The sequence below is a fragment of the Sulfurimonas sp. HSL3-1 genome (genome assembly GCF_039645995.1).
GTDB classification, from domain to species: domain Bacteria; phylum Campylobacterota; class Campylobacteria; order Campylobacterales; family Sulfurimonadaceae; genus Thiomicrolovo; species Thiomicrolovo diazotrophicus.
The window spans coordinates 515,422-531,946 of the sequence record NZ_CP147920.1; the positions used below are offsets into that span (position 1 = coordinate 515,422).

Here is a 16,525-nt window from a genome sequence, read left to right on the forward strand (position 1 = left end):
GCCATCGTTTAAAATAGCGCAAAAAAAGAGGCCGCGTGAAACGGATCTGCATTATCAAAACAGGATCGACGTTCGGTACAACCCGAAGCGCGTACAACGATTTTGAAGATTGGATCATTGACAAGCTGGAGTTGCCGCAATCGCGCCCGTTTACGGTGAACGTCCAGGGGGGCGACGCCCTGCCGGACCTGGCGCGGTGCGACGGTGTGATCGTCACCGGTTCGCACGCCATGGTCACCGAAGAGGAGGCCTGGAGCCGTCAGACGGCGGCGTGGCTGGCGGAAGTAGTGGCGCGGGGCATCCCGATGCTGGCGATCTGCTACGGGCACCAGCTCCTGGCCAAGGCCCTTGGCGGCGTCTCGGGTTACCACCGCAACGGCATGGAGATAGGGACGGTCGCTATTGACCTGACCGACAACGCGCGGGACGATAGGCTCTTTTGCGACCTGCCGATGCGTTTTGATGCCCATACCATCCACTCCCAGACGGTCGTCACCCTGCCCGAAGGCGCCGTGCGGCTCGCGTTCAACACCCACGATGAAAACCACGCCTTCAGGATGGGACCGAGTGCCTGGGGTGTGCAGTTCCACCCCGAGTTCGACAGGGCCGTCATGCGCTCCTACATTGATGAGGTTTCCAAATCCGAACCGTTCGGGGAGGAGAAGAGGGCGGCACTGCTGGAAGCGGCGCGCGAAACCGCCGAAGCGACGGCGATCCTGAAGAGGTTCGAGAAGCTCGTCTGCGAAGGGTGACGCCGCTTTTTTCAGCCGTCCCCCGCTGTGAGCAGGTCTCGGAGCAGTTGTCGTACTGACTCGGCTGCGCGCACTCCCACTTTTGATTCAAGCACGGCGACGAACGCCGCCATCTGATCGGCACTCAATCCCGTATTCATGGCGGCACCCAGATGGAACCTTAGCTGCCCCTCCGTCCCGGGCATGGCGGCCAGCGCCGAGATGGTGACCAGCTCGCGGCTACGGTGGTCCAGAACGTCCCGGGCGAAGATGTCCGCGAAGAGGTGCTCTTTGAGGTAGGTGTCCATCACCGGGGTAAAGAGCTGGTAGCCCTGGGCCGGAGGCTCTTCTGTAACGCCCATCAGTTTTCGGCGCACCTCTGCGCCGTACGCATCCCTGTCCATACCCTTCGGCAGCGGCGAAGCCGCTTTGCCGACGGTGTCCTTGATGCCCTCTGCCTCGCGCACTTTCATGACCTCCATAAAGGCGTTGATGCCGTTGAGACTGCGCGGGAACCCGCAGTAGGCGTAGAGCTGGATAAGGATCTCCTTGATTTCGTTGACGCTGAGACCGGCATCCAGCCCTTTCTCCAACGCGGGTTTGAGCCGCTCCATATCGCCTGCTGCCGTCAACGCGGCGATGGGGATCATGGCCTGTTCTTTCGCTGTGAGGGCTTCGACTTCTTTGGGTCCACCCATGTCTGCCGCAAAACTGCAGGTAACGCTAAAGATGGAAAAAAGGAAAGTGATAAATCCGGTTCGCATGGCTGCTCCTTTCGCTTACAGCGTGTTGTAGTACGCATCGTCTACAGGCTCAAGCCACTCGTTGCTCGTTTCCGTTCCCGGGATCTCCACGGAGATGTGGCTGAACCAGCTGTCGGCTTTGGCACCGTGCCAGTGCTTCACCCCTGTCGGGATGTAGACGACGGAGCCCTCGCGCAGGCTGACAGCATCTTGCCCCTCCGTCTGGTACCACCCTTCGCCCGCGGTGCAGATCAGCAGCTGCCCGCCGCCGGTTGCTGCGTGGTGGATGTGCCAGTGGTTGCGGCATCCGGGCTCGAACGTTACGTTGGCGACGAAGGCGGGGGAGCCTTCGGGGTTGATCGCGAGGTTCAGAAAGGAATCGCCGACGAAGTATTCCGCATACATCTCGTTGGGCACGCCCGTTCCGAACATATTGGCCTTGTCGAATGTCTCTTTATTCATATATTTCATTTCCTGCTCCTTTTTGGCGCGCTTCACTGCGCCGGGAAAGTGATGCCGCTGACCGCTTCGCAGCGCGCCAGCAGCGCCTCCTGCGCGGCGACGTCGTCGGCCTTTGAGGCATAAGACGCCTCTTGCATATGGAAAAGGTAGCGGCCGCTGACGGCGGCATCCCCGCCCGAGGCGAGCCACACCTGCGTCCGCGCCCCCTCTTGCAGGTCGTCCGGCGCGCCTTTGCCGCCCATCTTGGTGGGGACCCACCCGGGGTCGACGGTGTTGGCGTAGACGCCCGGCCATCGGCGCGCCACGGCGTTGGAGAGCATCAGCACCAGCAGCTTGGAGTCGGAGTAGGTGACTCCCGTCTCCGGTGCGAGCGCATCTATCTCCGCGCTGCCCTGCGTGTGCATGTTCGACCCGATGTAAACAAGCCGTTTCGGCCGCGCGATCAATGCCGTCAGGATGTAGGGGGCGAGCACGTTGACCGCAAAGATCGCGGGCTTCGGCGCCCGGTAGACGCCGGCGTTGTGGATGACGGCGTCGAAAGGGCCGATGGCGTTGACCGCTTCGGCCAGCCGCACGGTCGCCGCCATATCGGAGAGGTCGGCAATCAGTACGTCCCTGGCCTCCGAGAGCTGCCGTCTGGCGTCATCGGCCCGCGCGGCGTTGCGGGCGTGCAGGACGACGTCGTGCCCCGCCTCGACGAGCATCCGCGCCGCGAGCAGCCCGAGCCCGTCCGAGGAGCCGGTAATGAATACTTTTGCCATCGTAAGCCCTTTTAGATCGTGGCCGAATCGATGACGTATCTATAGCGTGCCTCTTTGTTCTCCACTTTTTTCCATGCCTCGGTAATCGCTTTGGCCTCGATCATCTCGATCTGGGGATAGATCTTATTGGCGGCACAATAGTCCACCACTTCTTGTGTCTCTTTCATCCCACCGATAAGGGAGGCGTTGAAGTTGACCCGGCTTGCGGAGAGGGCGAGGTTGTTCATCATGATCTCGAAATTGTCCGGCATGCCGACGTAGGTGAAGACCCCGAACGGCTTCACGGCCGCGATATAAGCCGCGATGTTGTGCTTGTAGGGAATGGTGCTGATCATGTAGTCCAGCGTGCCGGCGTAGGGCGCTATTTTTGAGAGGCCGTCGACGACGATGGCCTCTTTCGCCCCGAATTTCAGGATATCGTCCACCTTGTCCGGCGACGTCGTAAAGGCGTAGACCTCCGCGCCTTTGGAAACGGCGAGCTTGATGGCCATATGCCCCAGACCGCCGATGCCGGCCACGCCGACCTTGTCCCCTTTTTTAAGATCGAACTTCATCAGGGGAGAGTAGGTCGTGATCCCCGCGCAGAGCAGCGGCGCCGCGACTTTGAAGTCGAGGTTCTCGGGAATGTGCACGACATAGTGATCCCTGACGACGATGCTTTTCGAGTAACCGCCCTGCGAGATCCCCGTCGGCTCTCTTTTGTCGGGATAGCCGTAGGTGAAGAGGGTGTCGGGCTGATACTGCTCCTCGTTCTCGCACGTCGTGCAGCCGTCGACCATACAGCCCACACCGGCCCTGTCGCCGACTTTGAACTCGGTGACATTCTTGCCGACGGCGGCAACGATACCGACGATCTCATGCCCCGGGACCTGGGGGTACTGCTGCGGTCCCCAGTGCCCTTTCATCTGGTGGATATCCGAGTGACAGATCGAAGCGTATTTGATGTCGATAAGGACATCGTTGTCGCCAACGGGACGACGCTCGAACTCCCACGGTTTGAACACACCGCTGGTGTCGAATACCGCATACCCTTTTGTTTTAATGTTTCCGTTCATCGTTTTTCCTTTTTCGTTCGCAAAGAGTGTCGCCGGGTCGAAAAAAACCAAACCGGCTCCCAGTACTGCCGATTTTTTAATAAAGTCCCTTCTGGACTGATCGTTCGTTTTGTGTTCCATCCGCGGCTCCTTGCATAGGATTGGTTGGCTGCCAAACACAGCGACTGTATAAGATTATTGTATAGCAATTTCCCGACGGGGGATAGAACGATCCTTTCTGTTGATTGCCTATTTCTCCAAAAGATGTATAATGTCCTTCATAAGGAGCTAGGATGAAGACTGAGCAGCTTGACCGTTATCGCGAGGAAATCAAGAGCCGGATCGGGGCCGAGTTCCGGGGTGAAAACGCCATTTCCACCCCAGTTGATGAGCTCTCCTTCTACTACAGCAGTACGCCGACGAATATGCTGGCGACCATCTATGAACCCTCCATCTGTGTTATCGTACAGGGCTCGAAAGAGGTGGGAGTGGACGAAGAGCTGATCCCCTACGATCCCAATATGTACCTGCTGGCCTCCGTCCATATGCCCGCCCGTGTCCGCATCACGGAAGCAACGGAATCACGTCCCTATATGGGGCTGACCGTCACCTTTTCCATGGAGCAGATCTTCGACGTGCTCAAAGAGGTGGGGCGTTCTTCAAACCCTTCAAAAGGAGCCAAGAGGGGGCTCTATTTCGGCGACATGCAGCCGCGCCTCCTCGACCCTGTTGCCCGCCTGGTGCGGCTCCTTGAGACCCCGGAGGACATCCCGGTCCTCGCACCCCTCATCACCAAGGAGATCCTCTATAACGTTATGCGCGACGAGGGCGGCGACTTTATCCGCCAGTACGTGATGGACGGGAGCGCGACCCAGCGGGTTGTCAAGGCGATTACAAAGATCAAAGACGAGTTCCGCGAGGCGCTTCAGGTCAAAGAGCTCGCACACCATGTCGGCATGAGCGAATCATCTCTCTACGCGAACTTCAAGAAGATCACGGGGATGAGCCCGCTGCAGTTCCAAAAAAGCCTCCGCCTCCAGGAAGCGCGCCAGCTGCTGATGTCGCGGGACGTCGAAGCGGCGGAGGTCGCCTTCGAAGTGGGCTACGAAAGCCCGTCGCAGTTCAGCCGGGAATACGCCAGAATGTTCGGGCTGCCGCCCAAGACCGACACCCGTTTATAAAATTCCCCCTTTTTTCGTCCCAAAACGTAAAGTTGAACTTTACAAAAAAGAAAAAATTATAATAACTCTGTGATATTTCTCCGGTAGAATCGTTTAAAATTTTCGTCGGAGTGATAAAAAATGTTTCGAATGATGACCGCTGCACTCCTGCTTGGCACGGCGGCGCTGGCCTACAACGCCCAGCCCCCCTTCGCGCAGGACAGACTGATACCGACCACGATCGAACAATACGGCAAAAAGGTTGATGCGTTCAACCCCTTCCGCAAATATAACGTCTTCATCAACTACGAGCTTGGCATGCACTGCGCCGGGTTCGACGAGAGCTACTGCTGCATCATCCCGCCCTACAACAGTATCCAGGCGCAGGGGGTCATCACCGGCAAGGACGGCAAGTCTCCCTATTTCATCCGCAAGGACAACGAGATCCAGCTCTACTACTACGTGGATGACAACAGCTACTCCGAGGGCAACAAGATGCGCTACTGGGGGGTCAAGAAGGACGTCAACGGAAACGGCCGTACCGACGACAACAACGACAACCTCCCCAACTACGTCTGGAAGCACCTCTACATCTACGAGGACACTCAGGGGACGATTCCCAAGGGCGCGACCAAGGCGGACCGCAAGTACCTGGGTCTCGACATGCCCATCAAAACCGACCACGGCCCGACGAACAAACCGCTGTACGGCGGCTACCTCGACTTTGCCGACGAGCACGGCGACAACGTCGTCATGACCGAGACGCTTATTCCCGAGTTGCAGGATGTCAAGCTCAAGCTCAGCGCCGAGTACACCTGGGACGCCCTGGGGCTGCCGCTGACGGCCTTTACGGACACGGAGCGCAAAGGCACCATCCGCGGCGTCGACGACCGCACCTTTCAGCCCTACCAGGTCTCCAAAGTGCGGGTCCACGATAAGCACGGCAAGGCGATCCTCGACGACGAGAAAAGGATCTACGAGTTCATGGGTACGAACCCCATCGACATTCCCAACTGCCAGGTCTGCCACTCCCGCCAGGGTGTCGCCGCCGTCAAGTCCCGCGAAGAGGGGGTGTGGCAGAGCGACACCGAGTACGAGTACTGGATCGGCTACCACCCCGACGTGACCGAGTACATGGCGCGGCTCGCCGAGGGGCTCATCAACATCCTCGCCCTGCACGACAAGCACCACGGCACCGATTTCCTGCGCGATTTCAAGACCGACACGCCGAATTTCCGCCTGGGGACCGTCAGCTCCGTCAACTGTACCGACTGCCACGGCGACAACATCTCCGGCAACCTGAAGACGCCGCGTGACGGGGTCACGAGCTACAAAGTCATGAAGGCGAAACCGCTGGCCGAGGCGGTCCACGGCTTCCACATGAAAGCGGCCCCGGTGCCCGACGGCGCCGACCGCCCGGCGAATTGCCAGGTCTGCCACCCGACCCACGGACAGGACAAGAGCATGAACGATGCCGATATGCTCTTCCGCCTCACGGACGCCTACGGCCACAACATGGTCAAAAACAAAGACCTCCGCATCGCCGGGGGTGGCTGCTACAACGGCCGCGACGCCCACACGAACCAAGATGTCAAACCGCCCTTCTTCCTCAACAGCGTCGGACGCTACTACCTCGAAGAGGTGAGCATGAAGGACGAAAAGGGCAAGAAGGTTGAAAAGATGCGCGGGCTCTACTGTACGCACTGCCACAATACGCTGTCGCAGGAGCTCTACGCCTACGACGCCATCAAGGACCCCAAGTACCAGTCGGGCAAGACCCTGCGCAACCGCGACCTCAAAACGGTCGTCTCCGCCCTCGCCGGCGGCAGCATGAAGAAGTTCGCGGCGATGGCGGACCCGAAAGTGGCGGAGACGGAGGCCTACTACACCGAGCATGAGGGCGCGGTGCTCTCCACGCTGAAGGGGGCGAAAAAAGACGGAAGCCCGATTCTCGGCGAGTGGGACGACCCGAAAGGCAAAGCGGTCGGCTACGATGCCGTCAGCGGCGGCTCCGACTGGTGGCTGGCATCGGGCGAACCGCACTGCGCCGACTGCCACGCGGCGCCGTTTGTCGAGGACGAGGGCGGGGACTACTTCCCGATGGACCAGAACAAGAAGTATGCCCTCTACCGCCACTCGAAAGGGCACGGCAAGCTCTCCTGCCAGAGCTGCCACGAGTCGACGCACGGTCTCTACCCGACCCGCTTCGACGGGACGCGCAGCATCGACCAGACGACCCATGACCAGGCCATGCAGTACAGCCCCGACGGCAAATACGCCGGTCCGGTCACCTGCAGTGCCTGCCATACGGTCAACAAAGAGGGCGTCCCGACGTCGCTGGCGGGTACGGAGTACGAGCACGACTACTGGGCATCGGTCACCCTGATGCACTTCATGCGCCAGAAGAACTTCGATATGCTCCTGCCCATCGACGAACTGCTGCAGCGCTACCCCTACAAACGCTCGAAACAGATCGTAGAGGAGAGTTGGAAGTAATTATCAGGGCCTTTGCCCTGAATAACGTATCCTGATTTTTCATCCTCTCATTCTTATATTGCAATCACATTCAGAATCTTCAGAATCTTCTTTTTTATCTGCTCTCTTTGACATACGGACAGAGTCTCCTAGGTATAATGCGTAAAACAGCCAAGAGAGGGAGGGCGTAATGGTGGAACTGCCCGATGCCAATGCCCTTTACAGCGCCCTGGAGTCGCTGAACCTGCTCGAAGGGAAACCGCCGATGTGGTGGCCGGAGTACGGCACCTTCACTGTCGTCGTGGGGGCGGTGCTGACGCAGAACAGCCAGTGGACGCGGGTGGAGCAGTCGCTGGCCAACCTGGAAACGGCGGGGGTACTCAATGCCGAAGCGATTGCGAATACAGACCTTGACACGCTGATGGAGCTGATCCGTCCCAGCGGGCTTTTCAAGAACAAGGCGAAGGTGCTGCAGGCCCTCTCTGCGGCGCTGCTGGAGTCCTACGGCGGCTTTGAGACCTTCCGCGATGAGGTCAGCAGGGAGTGGCTGCTGGAGCAAAAGGGGATCGGCCCCGAGACGGCGGACTCCATCCTCTGCTACGCCTGCGGGCGCGACGTGATGGTCGTGGACGCCTACACATCAAGGCTGCTTCGAGCCTTCGGGTTTGAGCACGAGAGCTACGACGCGCTGCAGGCGTGGTGCGTTGAAGGGATTGCGGGGCGTTTCGAGTCGCAGGAGCTGCCCATGATCTATGCTCTTTTGCACGGGATGATCGTCGAATACGTCAAACGGTACAAAAAGGGGAGAGAGGTGGACGTGGGGGCGCTAGCGCCCCTGCTGTGACCCTCCTAGTGATTTTTCGATCTGCTGCTTGTGGAGCTGCTGCGGGGTGAGCCGGGCCGAGGGGGAGAAGAGCAGGGCGTAGGCGAGCATCAGCAGCGGAATGCCGATGCCGATGACCCCCGCCAGCCACATCTGTCCTTTGTGCGGCGGTTTCGGCGGCCCCTTCTCCCCGGCGCGGATGAGCAGGTACATCACGGCGATCGCGATCAGCGTGGCGAAGAAGACGGTGACGAAGACGACCATAGCGGCCCTGGTAACGGGATCATCCAACATCCTATAACTTTAGCCCAATCGCAAAGCGTTTGTCAAAGGGAATGAAGCGAACCGGGGCCGGAAATGCGCTATGATAGTGCAAAATCTGCCAAGGTCGGATGCATGGCGAACCACAAAAGCTACCTCGGACGCTACGAGCGTGATGCGCAGGGGCGGTATATCATCGATGTGGCGGCACAGCGCCCGGAGGCACTCTATGACGACTTCGACAGATACGCCGACTACCTGCGCCGGGACCTGGACCAGGATCTGACGGATTACCTCACCTCGTGCGCCAGGGAATTGCCGCGACAGACGCCGTTGGTCATAAGGTTTACCTTCCCCGAGGAGCAGGCAGAGGAGAAGTATGCCCGCATCCGCCGGAGCATCGGCACGTTTTTTCAGTACATGGCCGAGCTGGAGCGGGAGACGACGGCGGAGATGCTGCGCAAGGCGGGGCTCCTTTTCGCCGTCGGTGTGGCCATCATGTTCCTGGCCGTCTGGGTACGGCAGTGGATAGGCGAGAGCCCCTCCGTCGTGGGGGAGGTCTTCGCCGAGGGGCTGACCGTGGCGGCCTGGGTGTCGCTCTGGGAAGGGGTGGCCCTCGTGCTGCTGGAGTGGCGTCCGCACCGTACACGGGTGCGGCGCTACGAGCGGCTGGAGGCGGCAGAGGTCCAGTTCCGCAGCAAGGCGTAAATGTGAGACGATTTCAAGGTGTAATCAGGAGGTTTGATGGAGATGTTTGAACAGGCGGTCGCGGCGGCGGCGGGCTTTATATGGGGGGCGCCGGTCCTGATACTGCTGGTCGGTACGGGGCTGTTTCTGACCATTAGGCTGCGTGGGCTCCAGTTCCGCGCGCTGGGACACGCTTTCAAGCTTATCTGGCACCGCAACGACGAGTGCGAAGGGGACATCTCCCACTTCGCTGCGCTGATGACGGCCCTGGCCGCGACAGTCGGCATCGGGAACATCGTCGGGGTCGCGACGGCCATCGCGCTGGGCGGTCCCGGCGCGGTCTTTTGGATGTGGACGATAGGGCTTATCGGGATGGCGACGAAGTACTCCGAAGCGGTCCTGGCGGTCAAGTACCGCGTCAAGGGGAGCAACGGCATGAAGGGCGGGCCGATGTACTACATTTCCGAGGGAGCGGGACTGCCGTGGCTGGGCGCGGCCTTTGCCGTGTTTACGGCGGTAGCGGCCTTCGGCATCGGGAATATGGTGCAGTCCAATGCTGTGGCGTCGGCGCTGCAGGGCCAGTTTGCGCTCCCCACCTGGGTGACCGGGATCGTCCTGACGGTGCTCTCTGGGGTCGTCATCCTCGGCGGCATCAAGTCCATCGCGCGCTTTACAAGCGTCCTGGTTCCTTTTATGATTGCCGGCTACGTGCTGGGGGCGCTTGCCATCATCGTGCTGAACCTTGACAAGGTGCCGGGGGCGTTCGGGCTTATCTTTACCCATGCCGTCACGCCCATCGCGGCAGGGGGCGGTTTTGTCGGGGCGACGGTCGCGGCGGCCATAAGGTACGGGGTCGCGCGGGGCGTCTTTTCCAACGAATCGGGCCTCGGTTCCGCGCCCATCGCCGCGGCGGCGGCGCGGACGGATTCGCCGACGCGCCAGGCGCTGGTGAGCATGACGCAGACCTTCATCGACACCCTGGTCGTCTGTACGATGACGGCCCTGGTCATCCTCATGGCGCCGCAGTGGCACGAAGGGGTGGCGGCAGGGGAGCTGACGATGGCAAGCTTCACCCACTTCCTGGGGGTTGCCGGGACGGTGATCGTGACGGCCGCGACGGTGCTCTTCGCCTACTCGACGCTGATTGGCTGGGGCTACTACGGCGAAAAGGCGATTGAGTACCTCTTCGGCGAAGGTCACATCCGCTATTACCGTGTCGTTTTTGTCCTGATGATCTTCGTCGGGGCGGTGCTGAAGCTGGAGCTGGTCTGGAACATCTCCGATCTCTTCAACGGGCTGATGATTATCCCGAACCTGATCGGCCTCCTACTGCTGCATAAGGTGATCGTGGGCGAGACCGAGCGCTATTTCGGCGGCAACGCGAAGCAATAACGTTTACCGCTCTTTTTAAAAGCGGATGCAGAAGCGGTGCGTCCCCTCGCGGTAGTCGTAGACAAGGGTGAAGCCGTGTGCCTGCACGACGGTATCGGTGATGGAGAGGCCGAGGCCGAGCCCGCCGGCCGGATTGGCGCTGGAGAAGGGCTGCATAACGGTGTCCAAAGGCACATCCAGCGGTGCTCCCGTGTTGGCGATGCAGATCCCCTGGCGGTCGGCGGTGACGGTGACCGGGGGCGCGCTGCTGTATTTTAGGGCGTTGTCGAGGAGGTTGGACAGGGCACTGATGAAGAGGGGGGCGTCGGCATTGATGCTGACGTCTGGTTCGATGGTGATCATCAGCGCCTGGCGCCGCTCGGCGGAAAGGTAGAGCTGATGCACTGCGGTTTCCAGCAGCGCACCGAGCTTTTGGGGCGTGCGGTCGAGCCCGACGCTCTGGAGTTTTTCGACCTGGGCCACGCCGTTGATCAGGTCGTCCATGCGGCTGAAGAGGCGGTTGAGGTAAGCGGTTTGTTCGTTTTCTTCCATCATCGCCAGGGAGAGTTTGCCCTTGGTCAACGGGGTTTTCAGCTCATGCATGACGTTGCGCAGAAAGAGCTGGCGTGACGCGCGCAGCTGCCGGAGCTGTTCTAGGGCATCATTGAACTCGTTGGCGATCGCCGCGATCTCGTCACGGCGCGTGCTGGAAGTGTCGATATCGAGGTCGCCGCGGCCGAAACGGCGGATCTGGGTATGCAGATCGCGCAGCGGCAGGAGGCTGCGGCGCAGCAGGACATAGAGGGTGACGAGCCCCGCCAGCAGCAGCACGAAGATCAGTTGCAGGCCGCCGAAGTTTTCGGCGGGCCGTTCATCTTTGACAAGGAAGGGATCGCGCCGGATCGTGGAGCGGAAGTAGTAGCTCCCGTCCGCCTCGTAGAGACGCAGCGGCGGTCGCTCCCGGTGTTCCCGCGCGTCATGGTCGTCCGCGTTACGGGGCGGCTGCAGCTCCCTGGCGTTTTTGGGCAGGGCGCCGGTGGTGAGCAGCGCAAATTGCGCCTCCGCGAGCGCGGAAGTGCGTTCGGCGCGATCCGTACTGCGGAGGTGGTGCAGCAGACGTGCCAGCTCCATCCCCCGCAGGACCTCCCGGCGTGTTTCCATATGCGAAGCGGTGACGTGGAACAGGGCGAAGAGCAGCGCCAGCGTCAGTAGCGCCAGGACGAAAAAGAGGTTGAGTTTGAAAAAGATGGAGCGGTGGGGAAGCATGCTCACTCCGTGAATTTGTAGCCGACGCCGCGGACGGAGTGGATGAAGGCGGGGTGTTTCGGGTCCGTCTCGATCTTGCGGCGGATGCGGCCGATGAGCACGTCGATGCTGCGTTCCGTGCTCTCCCACCCGATGGCGTCGACGTTGTTGGCGATGAAATCGCGGGAGACGACTTCGCCTTTATGCTTGATGAGCAGGGCGAGAAGTTCGTATTCGGCGACTGTGAGCGAGAGGGGCTCGCCTTCTTTGTCGATGCGCATGCGCGCGGCATCGACCGAAAACCGTGAGGATTGGCGCGTGACGGTGCCCGCGTAGCGCCGCAGGTGGCTCTGGATGCGGGCGACGAGTTCGCGTGGTTCGTAGGGCTTGGGGAGGTAATCGTCCGCCCCGTACTCGAGGGCGATGACTTTGTCGCTGAGGTCATGCCGGGCGGAGGAGATGATGATGGGGATGTCACTGCGTTCGCGAAGACGACGGCACACCTCGAGCCCGTCGATCTGCGGCAGGGTCAGGTCCAGCAGCACGGCATCGTAGGATTCGATGCCCAGCGAGCTCAGGGCGCTTGCGGGATGGGTGTAGGCGACGACGTCCATGCCGTACTGCCCGAGGTAACGTTCGAGCAGTGCGGTGATTTCGGTGTCATCTTCGATTAACAGTATTTTTGCCATTGCCTAGTCGTATTTTGGTCTTTTCATAGGCATTTTATCACGATCGCACCGTTTATCCATACGCTGTTTCATGCGGTCGCTGCGCGCGGCGATGTAGGCCTTCTTCTGGTCGTCGGTGAGGACGGCCAAAATGCGGTCGTTTGTTTTGTCGCGCAGATCGTCCATCTGGTCCATCAGTTTGAACCGTTCGTTTCGCGCTTCCTTGCGGATGGTCTTGAGCTGCTGTTTCTGCGCCGATGTGAGGTCAAGGGAATTGAGAAGCATGCGGCTGTCGCCGTGCGGTCCCGCGAAGGCGGCCGTGCCGGCGGCTGCGAGCAGTGCTCCGATGAGAAGTGTCCGTTTCATGGTGTGTCCTTTGAAGGAGAATTTTCAAGAGGAAACTTCCTCTTTACGTTTACCATGATAGGACGTCAATGTAAGCGCTCGCGCAACGGGGTGTAAACCGGTGTAAACGGCTTAGGCCCGCTGGGCCTGCCGTTTTGTCGATGCGCTTCCCCGGGCGGCCTCCCCGTCGCTGCGCTCCTCCGGGGCATAGGGGCGCAGAAAGGGCGGGAGGCGCTTGCCGTGGCCCTTGGAGAAGTCCGCAGCCATCGCGCGGCCGACGTCTTCTTTGTCACAGTGCCTGACATCGACGAGATAGTCGAAGAGCAGGCGGGCCATCCGCTCCTGGGCGATCTTCCAGGTCGCCGCGGTCTGGTCGTAGACCCAGGCACTGAAATCCCGGAATTCGTCGAAGACCTTTCCCTCGGGCCAGAGCAGGGCGACGCTTTGTGTAAAGTTGCCGCTGTTGTAGAGGATGTCCCAGTAGCGGGCGAAGCGCTTCATCTTCTGAATCTCTTCGAAGGAGACGTGGGTCGTCTTGAGGACGTCGTAGGGCGGGGTGTCGGCGTAGACCATGCCGAAGGGGTCGTCGTGGCGGGCCATTGTCGTGCCCGACAGTTTTTTGAGGATGCCGATCTGGATCTCCCCGCTGCTCCAGGAGACGAGGGTGTCGAGCCCCTGGGCAAAGCTCTCCAGCGTCTCGCCGGGGAGGCCGACGATAAGGTCGAGGTGGAGGTGGGCGCGGGTGTGCTCCTCCAAAAAACGGAGGTTCTCCTCTATCTTTGCCAGCCGCAGGGGGCGGTGGATGTTGTCGGCGATCTCGGGGTTGAGGGTCTGGATGCCGACCTCGAGCTGCAGGGCCGCCGGGGCGAAACGCGCGATGCGGCCGCGCAGCGCTTCGGGGAAGTGGTCGGGGATCACTTCGAAGTGCAGGAAGTAGGGCTCATCCTTGGCGAGGAAGAAATCAAGGATCCTGTTCGCATAGGAGAGCTTGAGGTTGAAGGTGCGGTCGATGAACTTGAAGCTGCGCACCCCGCGCTGCCAGAGCTTCTCGAACTCCGCGGTCATAACGTCGATGTCGAAGTAGCGCATCTTGTCGTCGATGGCCGAGAGGCAGAACTCGCAAAGATAGGGGCAGCCCCGGGACGTCTCCAGGTAGACGTAGCGGTGGGCAATATCGTTGCTGTCGTAATCGTCATAGGGGAGGGCGATGGCGGAAAGGTCTACGGTCGGTGCCTTGATGAAACGGTTGTTCCGTTCCACACCTGAAAGCAGGTCGCGGCAGAGTTCGTAGAAGGCGATCTCCCCCTCGCCGCCGATGATGTAGTCCGCGTTTGAGAAATCGACACGGTGGGGGAGGTGCGACGCTTCCGGACCGCCGAGGACGATGACGGTTTCGGGGGAGACCTTCTTGAGGATGCCGATCAGCTCGGCCACGTCGCCGGCGTTCCAGATGTAGGTGCTGATCCCGACGATCCTGGGGGCTTCGGCCAGGATACGTTCGGCGATCTGCTGGATGTTCTCGTTGATGACGAATTCGCGGATTGCGCTCTGGGGGCGCAGTTCACGCAGGTTGGCATAGAGGTAGCGCAGCGCGAGGGAGGCGTGGCTGTAGCGCGCGTTAAAGGTGGCGAGAACGATGGTATGCATAATGGCATTGTAGCGTGTCTGCGGCAAGCTGATTCTAAAAGGGGCGTGGCTATAATCAACGCAAAAAAAGGAGCGTAGGCATGCGCATTACGGTTTTTCTTGCTTTGGCACTTTCAGTTATGGCGGCGTTCGGCGGCTGCTCATCCGCACAGATCAACGAGACGGCGGACAGCATCGGTTCGGACATCAAAAATTTCGGTGAAAAGGTGACCGAGCAGCATTAAGCTGCCGGCGGCCTATACTTTATTCTGGATCGTGATCTTCGTCGCTTCGAAGAGCTCGGTCGCTTTCTGAATCATCGGTTCGTCGAGAATGGCGTTGCCGTCGATCTCCCGGGTGCTCAGGTCCGGCTCGCAGTTCCCCGTGACGCAGCTGCCCGAACCCGTTTCGACCTCTTCGGTCATGGAGGCGCTCTGGGGCGCCTCTTCTACAGCACTGTAGCTTTCCATATAGGCGGGGCGCTCTTCCATCTCTTCTACCGGTGACACACTGTTCTCTGGCGCAGGTTCGGACGCCGGCATCCGCGCTTCAGGCATCGGAGCGGATTCTGATACGGGTAGCGTACTCGCTTCGTTTACCGGTTCAGGCTTTGGGGCAGCCTCCTCCGGTTTCGAGCAGGGGTTGTGCTTGATTTTCGTCTCGAACCCGAATACCTCACGTACCAGCTGTTTGATGACCGGGAAGCCGTGTTTGAGCTTGGCGCGGCAGTCGCCCTCGGCGCAGCTCTCCCAGGTAAGAGTGTCGTCGCCGTAGGCGATGAAGGTAATCTGTTCGCGGAAACACGCTCCCAGATCCGCACTGCGGTCCTCGATGCGTGCGCAGAGTTCTTCGAACTTTGCGAGCGCGGGGTCGGGTGCCGGCGCAACGACCGGCTCCGGTTCGGGTGCGGCCGGCGCTTCCGCCGCGCTTTCGCTCTCTGTGGCTGGTGCTGCGGTAGCAGTGGGAACAGCAGGGGCGGCCGTGGCGGCGGGAGCCGCCGCATAGGCGACGCTGTCGGGGCGGCCGACCTGGGCCTCGAGGGATTCGATCATCTGGTCGATCTCTTTGACTTTCAGCGCTTCGATCATCTTGAAGAAGATCAGCCCCAGGACGAAGCTCCCTTCGGCGTTGATGGCGAAGAGGGACTTCGCCTCGCTGAGGATGCGGAAAAAGCGCTCCAGCAGCAGCGGCGAGAAGCGGGAGTCGTCATGGTCGTAGAGGCGCTCTTTAAGCCAGGAGGTGAGTTCGTCAACGACCATCTCCGCTTCGTAGGCCTCCAGGTCCCTGAGGGTATCGACGAGCCGTGACCGGTCCTTGGAGAAGATGACGCCAAAAAGCGACTCGAAAAACTGCGGGTCGATCAGGCCCAGCATCTCCGTGACGGTGGAGACATCGACGTGGTGCTTGGAATAGATGATGGCCTGGTCCAGCAGGGTCAGGGTGTCGCGCAGGCTCCCCGAACCGCTGCGGGCGAGGATCTGCAGCGCTTCGGGCTCGTAGGTGATATTCTCAAGGTTGAGGATGTGGCTCAGGTGCGCGCTGACGTTCTGCGGCGAGATCTTCTTGAAGCGGAAGTGCTGGGTCCGGCTGAGAATCGTCGCGGGGAGCTTGAGCGGGTCGGTCGTCGCGAGGATAAACTTTACGAACGGCGGCGGCTCCTCGAGGGTCTTGAGCAGGGCGTTGAACGCCTCCTTGGTGAGCATGTGTACTTCGTCGATGATGAAGATCTTGAACTTCGCGCTGGCCGGCTGGTACTTGGTATGTTCGATGAGGTCGCGGATATCGTCGATCTTGCGGCTGGAGGCGGCATCCATCTCGATGATGTCCATGTGGCGACCCTCGTTGGCGGTGATGCAGTGTTCGCACTGTTCGCAGGGGTGGGAGGTCGGTCCGTTTTCACACATCAGCGCCTTGGCGAAGATCCGCGCCGTCGAGGTTTTGCCCGAACCGCGAAGGCCGGAGAAAAGGTAGGCGTGCGAGAGGCGTTTGGAGTCCAGCGCCAGGGAGAGCGTCTGCGCGATCGTCTCCTGCCCGATCAGGTCTTCAAAACGGCGGGGACGGTACTTCAGGGCCAGGACTTGCGAGCGCTCGTTCACGTTGGGAATCCTTTGACGATTAATGTCTTTGAGTTTA

Annotated in this window: 17 protein-coding genes; 7 read left to right on the forward strand and 10 right to left on the reverse strand. The window is 60.4% G+C overall.

Annotated features, from left to right (window positions below; translation table 11 throughout):
- The first annotated feature begins 35 nt into the window (after positions 1-35).
- Positions 36-752 carry a glutamine amidotransferase gene (locus WCY31_RS02640; RefSeq protein ID WP_345973021.1) on the forward strand — a complete coding sequence of 239 codons (717 nt, stop codon included), beginning with the start codon at positions 36-38 and terminating at the stop codon, positions 750-752.
- An 11-nt stretch (positions 753-763) separates the two neighbouring features.
- On the opposite strand, the gene WCY31_RS02645 is transcribed toward WCY31_RS02640, so the two are convergent.
- From WCY31_RS02645 to WCY31_RS02660, 4 genes are read right to left on the reverse strand one after another with little or no spacing between them, the layout of a single operon-like run.
- Entirely contained in the window at positions 764-1,495 is a 732-nt protein-coding gene (locus WCY31_RS02645; RefSeq protein WP_345973022.1) for a carboxymuconolactone decarboxylase family protein, read from the reverse strand.
- 15 nt (positions 1,496-1,510) lie between these two features.
- The gene (locus WCY31_RS02650) at positions 1,511-1,945 is read right to left on the reverse strand and encodes a cupin domain-containing protein (RefSeq protein WP_345973023.1); all 435 of its coding nucleotides are present in this window, start codon (positions 1,943-1,945) and stop codon (positions 1,511-1,513) included.
- Positions 1,946-1,968: 23 nt separating this feature from the next.
- Positions 1,969-2,697, reverse strand: coding sequence for an SDR family NAD(P)-dependent oxidoreductase (locus WCY31_RS02655; protein ID WP_345973024.1), 729 nt, complete (start codon positions 2,695-2,697; stop codon positions 1,969-1,971).
- 11 nt (positions 2,698-2,708) lie between these two features.
- Entirely contained in the window at positions 2,709-3,872 is a 1,164-nt protein-coding gene (locus WCY31_RS02660; protein WP_345973025.1) for an NAD(P)-dependent alcohol dehydrogenase, read from the reverse strand.
- A 152-nt stretch (positions 3,873-4,024) separates the two neighbouring features.
- Between WCY31_RS02660 and WCY31_RS02665 the strand changes: the two genes are divergently transcribed.
- The 3 genes from WCY31_RS02665 to WCY31_RS02675 all read left to right on the forward strand — a co-directional run bounded on the left by WCY31_RS02665 (position 4,025) and on the right by WCY31_RS02675 (position 8,210).
- Positions 4,025-4,912, forward strand: a complete 888-nt coding sequence (locus tag WCY31_RS02665; protein ID WP_345973026.1) for an AraC family transcriptional regulator — start codon at positions 4,025-4,027, stop codon at positions 4,910-4,912.
- Between the two features lie 129 nt (positions 4,913-5,041).
- Positions 5,042-7,387 (forward strand): hypothetical protein, encoded by a 2,346-nt coding sequence (locus WCY31_RS02670; RefSeq protein WP_345973027.1) that lies wholly within the window; start codon positions 5,042-5,044, stop codon positions 7,385-7,387.
- Positions 7,388-7,556: 169 nt separating this feature from the next.
- The gene (locus WCY31_RS02675; RefSeq protein WP_345973028.1) at positions 7,557-8,210 is read left to right on the forward strand and encodes a 3-methyladenine DNA glycosylase; all 654 of its coding nucleotides are present in this window, start codon (positions 7,557-7,559) and stop codon (positions 8,208-8,210) included.
- Here WCY31_RS02675 and WCY31_RS02680 read toward each other — a convergent pair.
- Positions 8,193-8,483, reverse strand: a complete 291-nt coding sequence (locus WCY31_RS02680; protein ID WP_345973029.1) for a hypothetical protein — start codon at positions 8,481-8,483, stop codon at positions 8,193-8,195. The two genes, WCY31_RS02675 and WCY31_RS02680, sit on opposite strands and share 18 nt — an antisense overlap.
- A 102-nt stretch (positions 8,484-8,585) precedes the next feature.
- Here WCY31_RS02680 and WCY31_RS02685 point away from each other — a divergent pair, with 102 nt between their 5' ends.
- Together WCY31_RS02685 and WCY31_RS02690 are read left to right on the forward strand one after the other, a co-directional pair.
- Positions 8,586-9,158, forward strand: coding sequence for a hypothetical protein (locus tag WCY31_RS02685; protein ID WP_231020281.1), 573 nt, complete (start codon positions 8,586-8,588; stop codon positions 9,156-9,158).
- Positions 9,159-9,194: 36 nt separating this feature from the next.
- Positions 9,195-10,529, forward strand: a complete 1,335-nt coding sequence (locus WCY31_RS02690) for a sodium:alanine symporter family protein (RefSeq protein WP_345973030.1) — start codon at positions 9,195-9,197, stop codon at positions 10,527-10,529.
- 15 nt (positions 10,530-10,544) lie between these two features.
- On the opposite strand, the gene WCY31_RS02695 is transcribed toward WCY31_RS02690, so the two are convergent.
- The 4 genes from WCY31_RS02695 to WCY31_RS02710 form a co-directional block, all read right to left on the reverse strand.
- A complete protein-coding gene (locus WCY31_RS02695; protein ID WP_345973031.1) occupies positions 10,545-11,774 on the reverse strand; it encodes an ArsS family sensor histidine kinase in 1,230 nt (409 codons plus the stop codon).
- A 2-nt stretch (positions 11,775-11,776) separates the two neighbouring features.
- Positions 11,777-12,442, reverse strand: coding sequence for a response regulator transcription factor (locus WCY31_RS02700; protein WP_345973032.1), 666 nt, complete (start codon positions 12,440-12,442; stop codon positions 11,777-11,779).
- Positions 12,443-12,445: 3 nt separating this feature from the next.
- Positions 12,446-12,787: a Spy/CpxP family protein refolding chaperone gene (locus WCY31_RS02705; protein WP_345973033.1), complete on the reverse strand. Its 342-nt coding sequence runs from the start codon at positions 12,785-12,787 to the stop codon at positions 12,446-12,448.
- 111 nt (positions 12,788-12,898) lie between these two features.
- Positions 12,899-14,413, reverse strand: coding sequence for a B12-binding domain-containing radical SAM protein (locus WCY31_RS02710; protein WP_345973034.1), 1,515 nt, complete (start codon positions 14,411-14,413; stop codon positions 12,899-12,901).
- Between the two features lie 80 nt (positions 14,414-14,493).
- Between WCY31_RS02710 and WCY31_RS02715 the strand changes: the two genes are divergently transcribed.
- Positions 14,494-14,637: a hypothetical protein gene (locus tag WCY31_RS02715; RefSeq protein ID WP_231020287.1), complete on the forward strand. Its 144-nt coding sequence runs from the start codon at positions 14,494-14,496 to the stop codon at positions 14,635-14,637.
- Positions 14,638-14,649: 12 nt separating this feature from the next.
- On the opposite strand, the gene WCY31_RS02720 is transcribed toward WCY31_RS02715, so the two are convergent.
- On the reverse strand, positions 14,650-16,488 hold the full coding sequence (locus tag WCY31_RS02720; RefSeq protein WP_345973035.1) for a DNA polymerase III subunit gamma/tau: 1,839 nt from the start codon (positions 16,486-16,488) through the stop codon (positions 14,650-14,652).
- Positions 16,489-16,525 lie beyond the last annotated feature (37 nt).

Excerpts from the sequence above, each read along its gene's own strand:
- WCY31_RS02680 (WP_345973029.1), bottom strand. The coding sequence starts at position 8,483 with ATGTTGGATGATCCCGTTACCAGGGCCGCTATGGTCGTCTTCGTCACC.
- WCY31_RS02655 (WP_345973024.1), bottom strand. The coding sequence starts at position 2,697 with ATGGCAAAAGTATTCATTACCGGCTCCTCGGACGGGCTCGGGCTGCTC.
- WCY31_RS02690 (WP_345973030.1), top strand. The coding sequence starts at position 9,195 with ATGGAGATGTTTGAACAGGCGGTCGCGGCGGCGGCGGGCTTTATATGG.
- WCY31_RS02645 (WP_345973022.1), bottom strand. The coding sequence starts at position 1,495 with ATGCGAACCGGATTTATCACTTTCCTTTTTTCCATCTTTAGCGTTACC.
- WCY31_RS02700 (WP_345973032.1), bottom strand. The coding sequence starts at position 12,442 with ATGGCAAAAATACTGTTAATCGAAGATGACACCGAAATCACCGCACTG.
- WCY31_RS02650 (WP_345973023.1), bottom strand. The coding sequence starts at position 1,945 with ATGAAATATATGAATAAAGAGACATTCGACAAGGCCAATATGTTCGGA.
- WCY31_RS02710 (WP_345973034.1), bottom strand. The coding sequence starts at position 14,413 with ATGCATACCATCGTTCTCGCCACCTTTAACGCGCGCTACAGCCACGCC.
- WCY31_RS02695 (WP_345973031.1), bottom strand. The coding sequence starts at position 11,774 with ATGCTTCCCCACCGCTCCATCTTTTTCAAACTCAACCTCTTTTTCGTC.
- WCY31_RS02660 (WP_345973025.1), bottom strand. The coding sequence starts at position 3,872 with ATGGAACACAAAACGAACGATCAGTCCAGAAGGGACTTTATTAAAAAA.
- WCY31_RS02715 (WP_231020287.1), top strand. The coding sequence starts at position 14,494 with ATGCGCATTACGGTTTTTCTTGCTTTGGCACTTTCAGTTATGGCGGCG.
- WCY31_RS02685 (WP_231020281.1), top strand. The coding sequence starts at position 8,586 with ATGGCGAACCACAAAAGCTACCTCGGACGCTACGAGCGTGATGCGCAG.
- WCY31_RS02705 (WP_345973033.1), bottom strand. The coding sequence starts at position 12,787 with ATGAAACGGACACTTCTCATCGGAGCACTGCTCGCAGCCGCCGGCACG.
- WCY31_RS02665 (WP_345973026.1), top strand. The coding sequence starts at position 4,025 with ATGAAGACTGAGCAGCTTGACCGTTATCGCGAGGAAATCAAGAGCCGG.
- WCY31_RS02675 (WP_345973028.1), top strand. The coding sequence starts at position 7,557 with ATGGTGGAACTGCCCGATGCCAATGCCCTTTACAGCGCCCTGGAGTCG.
- WCY31_RS02670 (WP_345973027.1), top strand. The coding sequence starts at position 5,042 with ATGATGACCGCTGCACTCCTGCTTGGCACGGCGGCGCTGGCCTACAAC.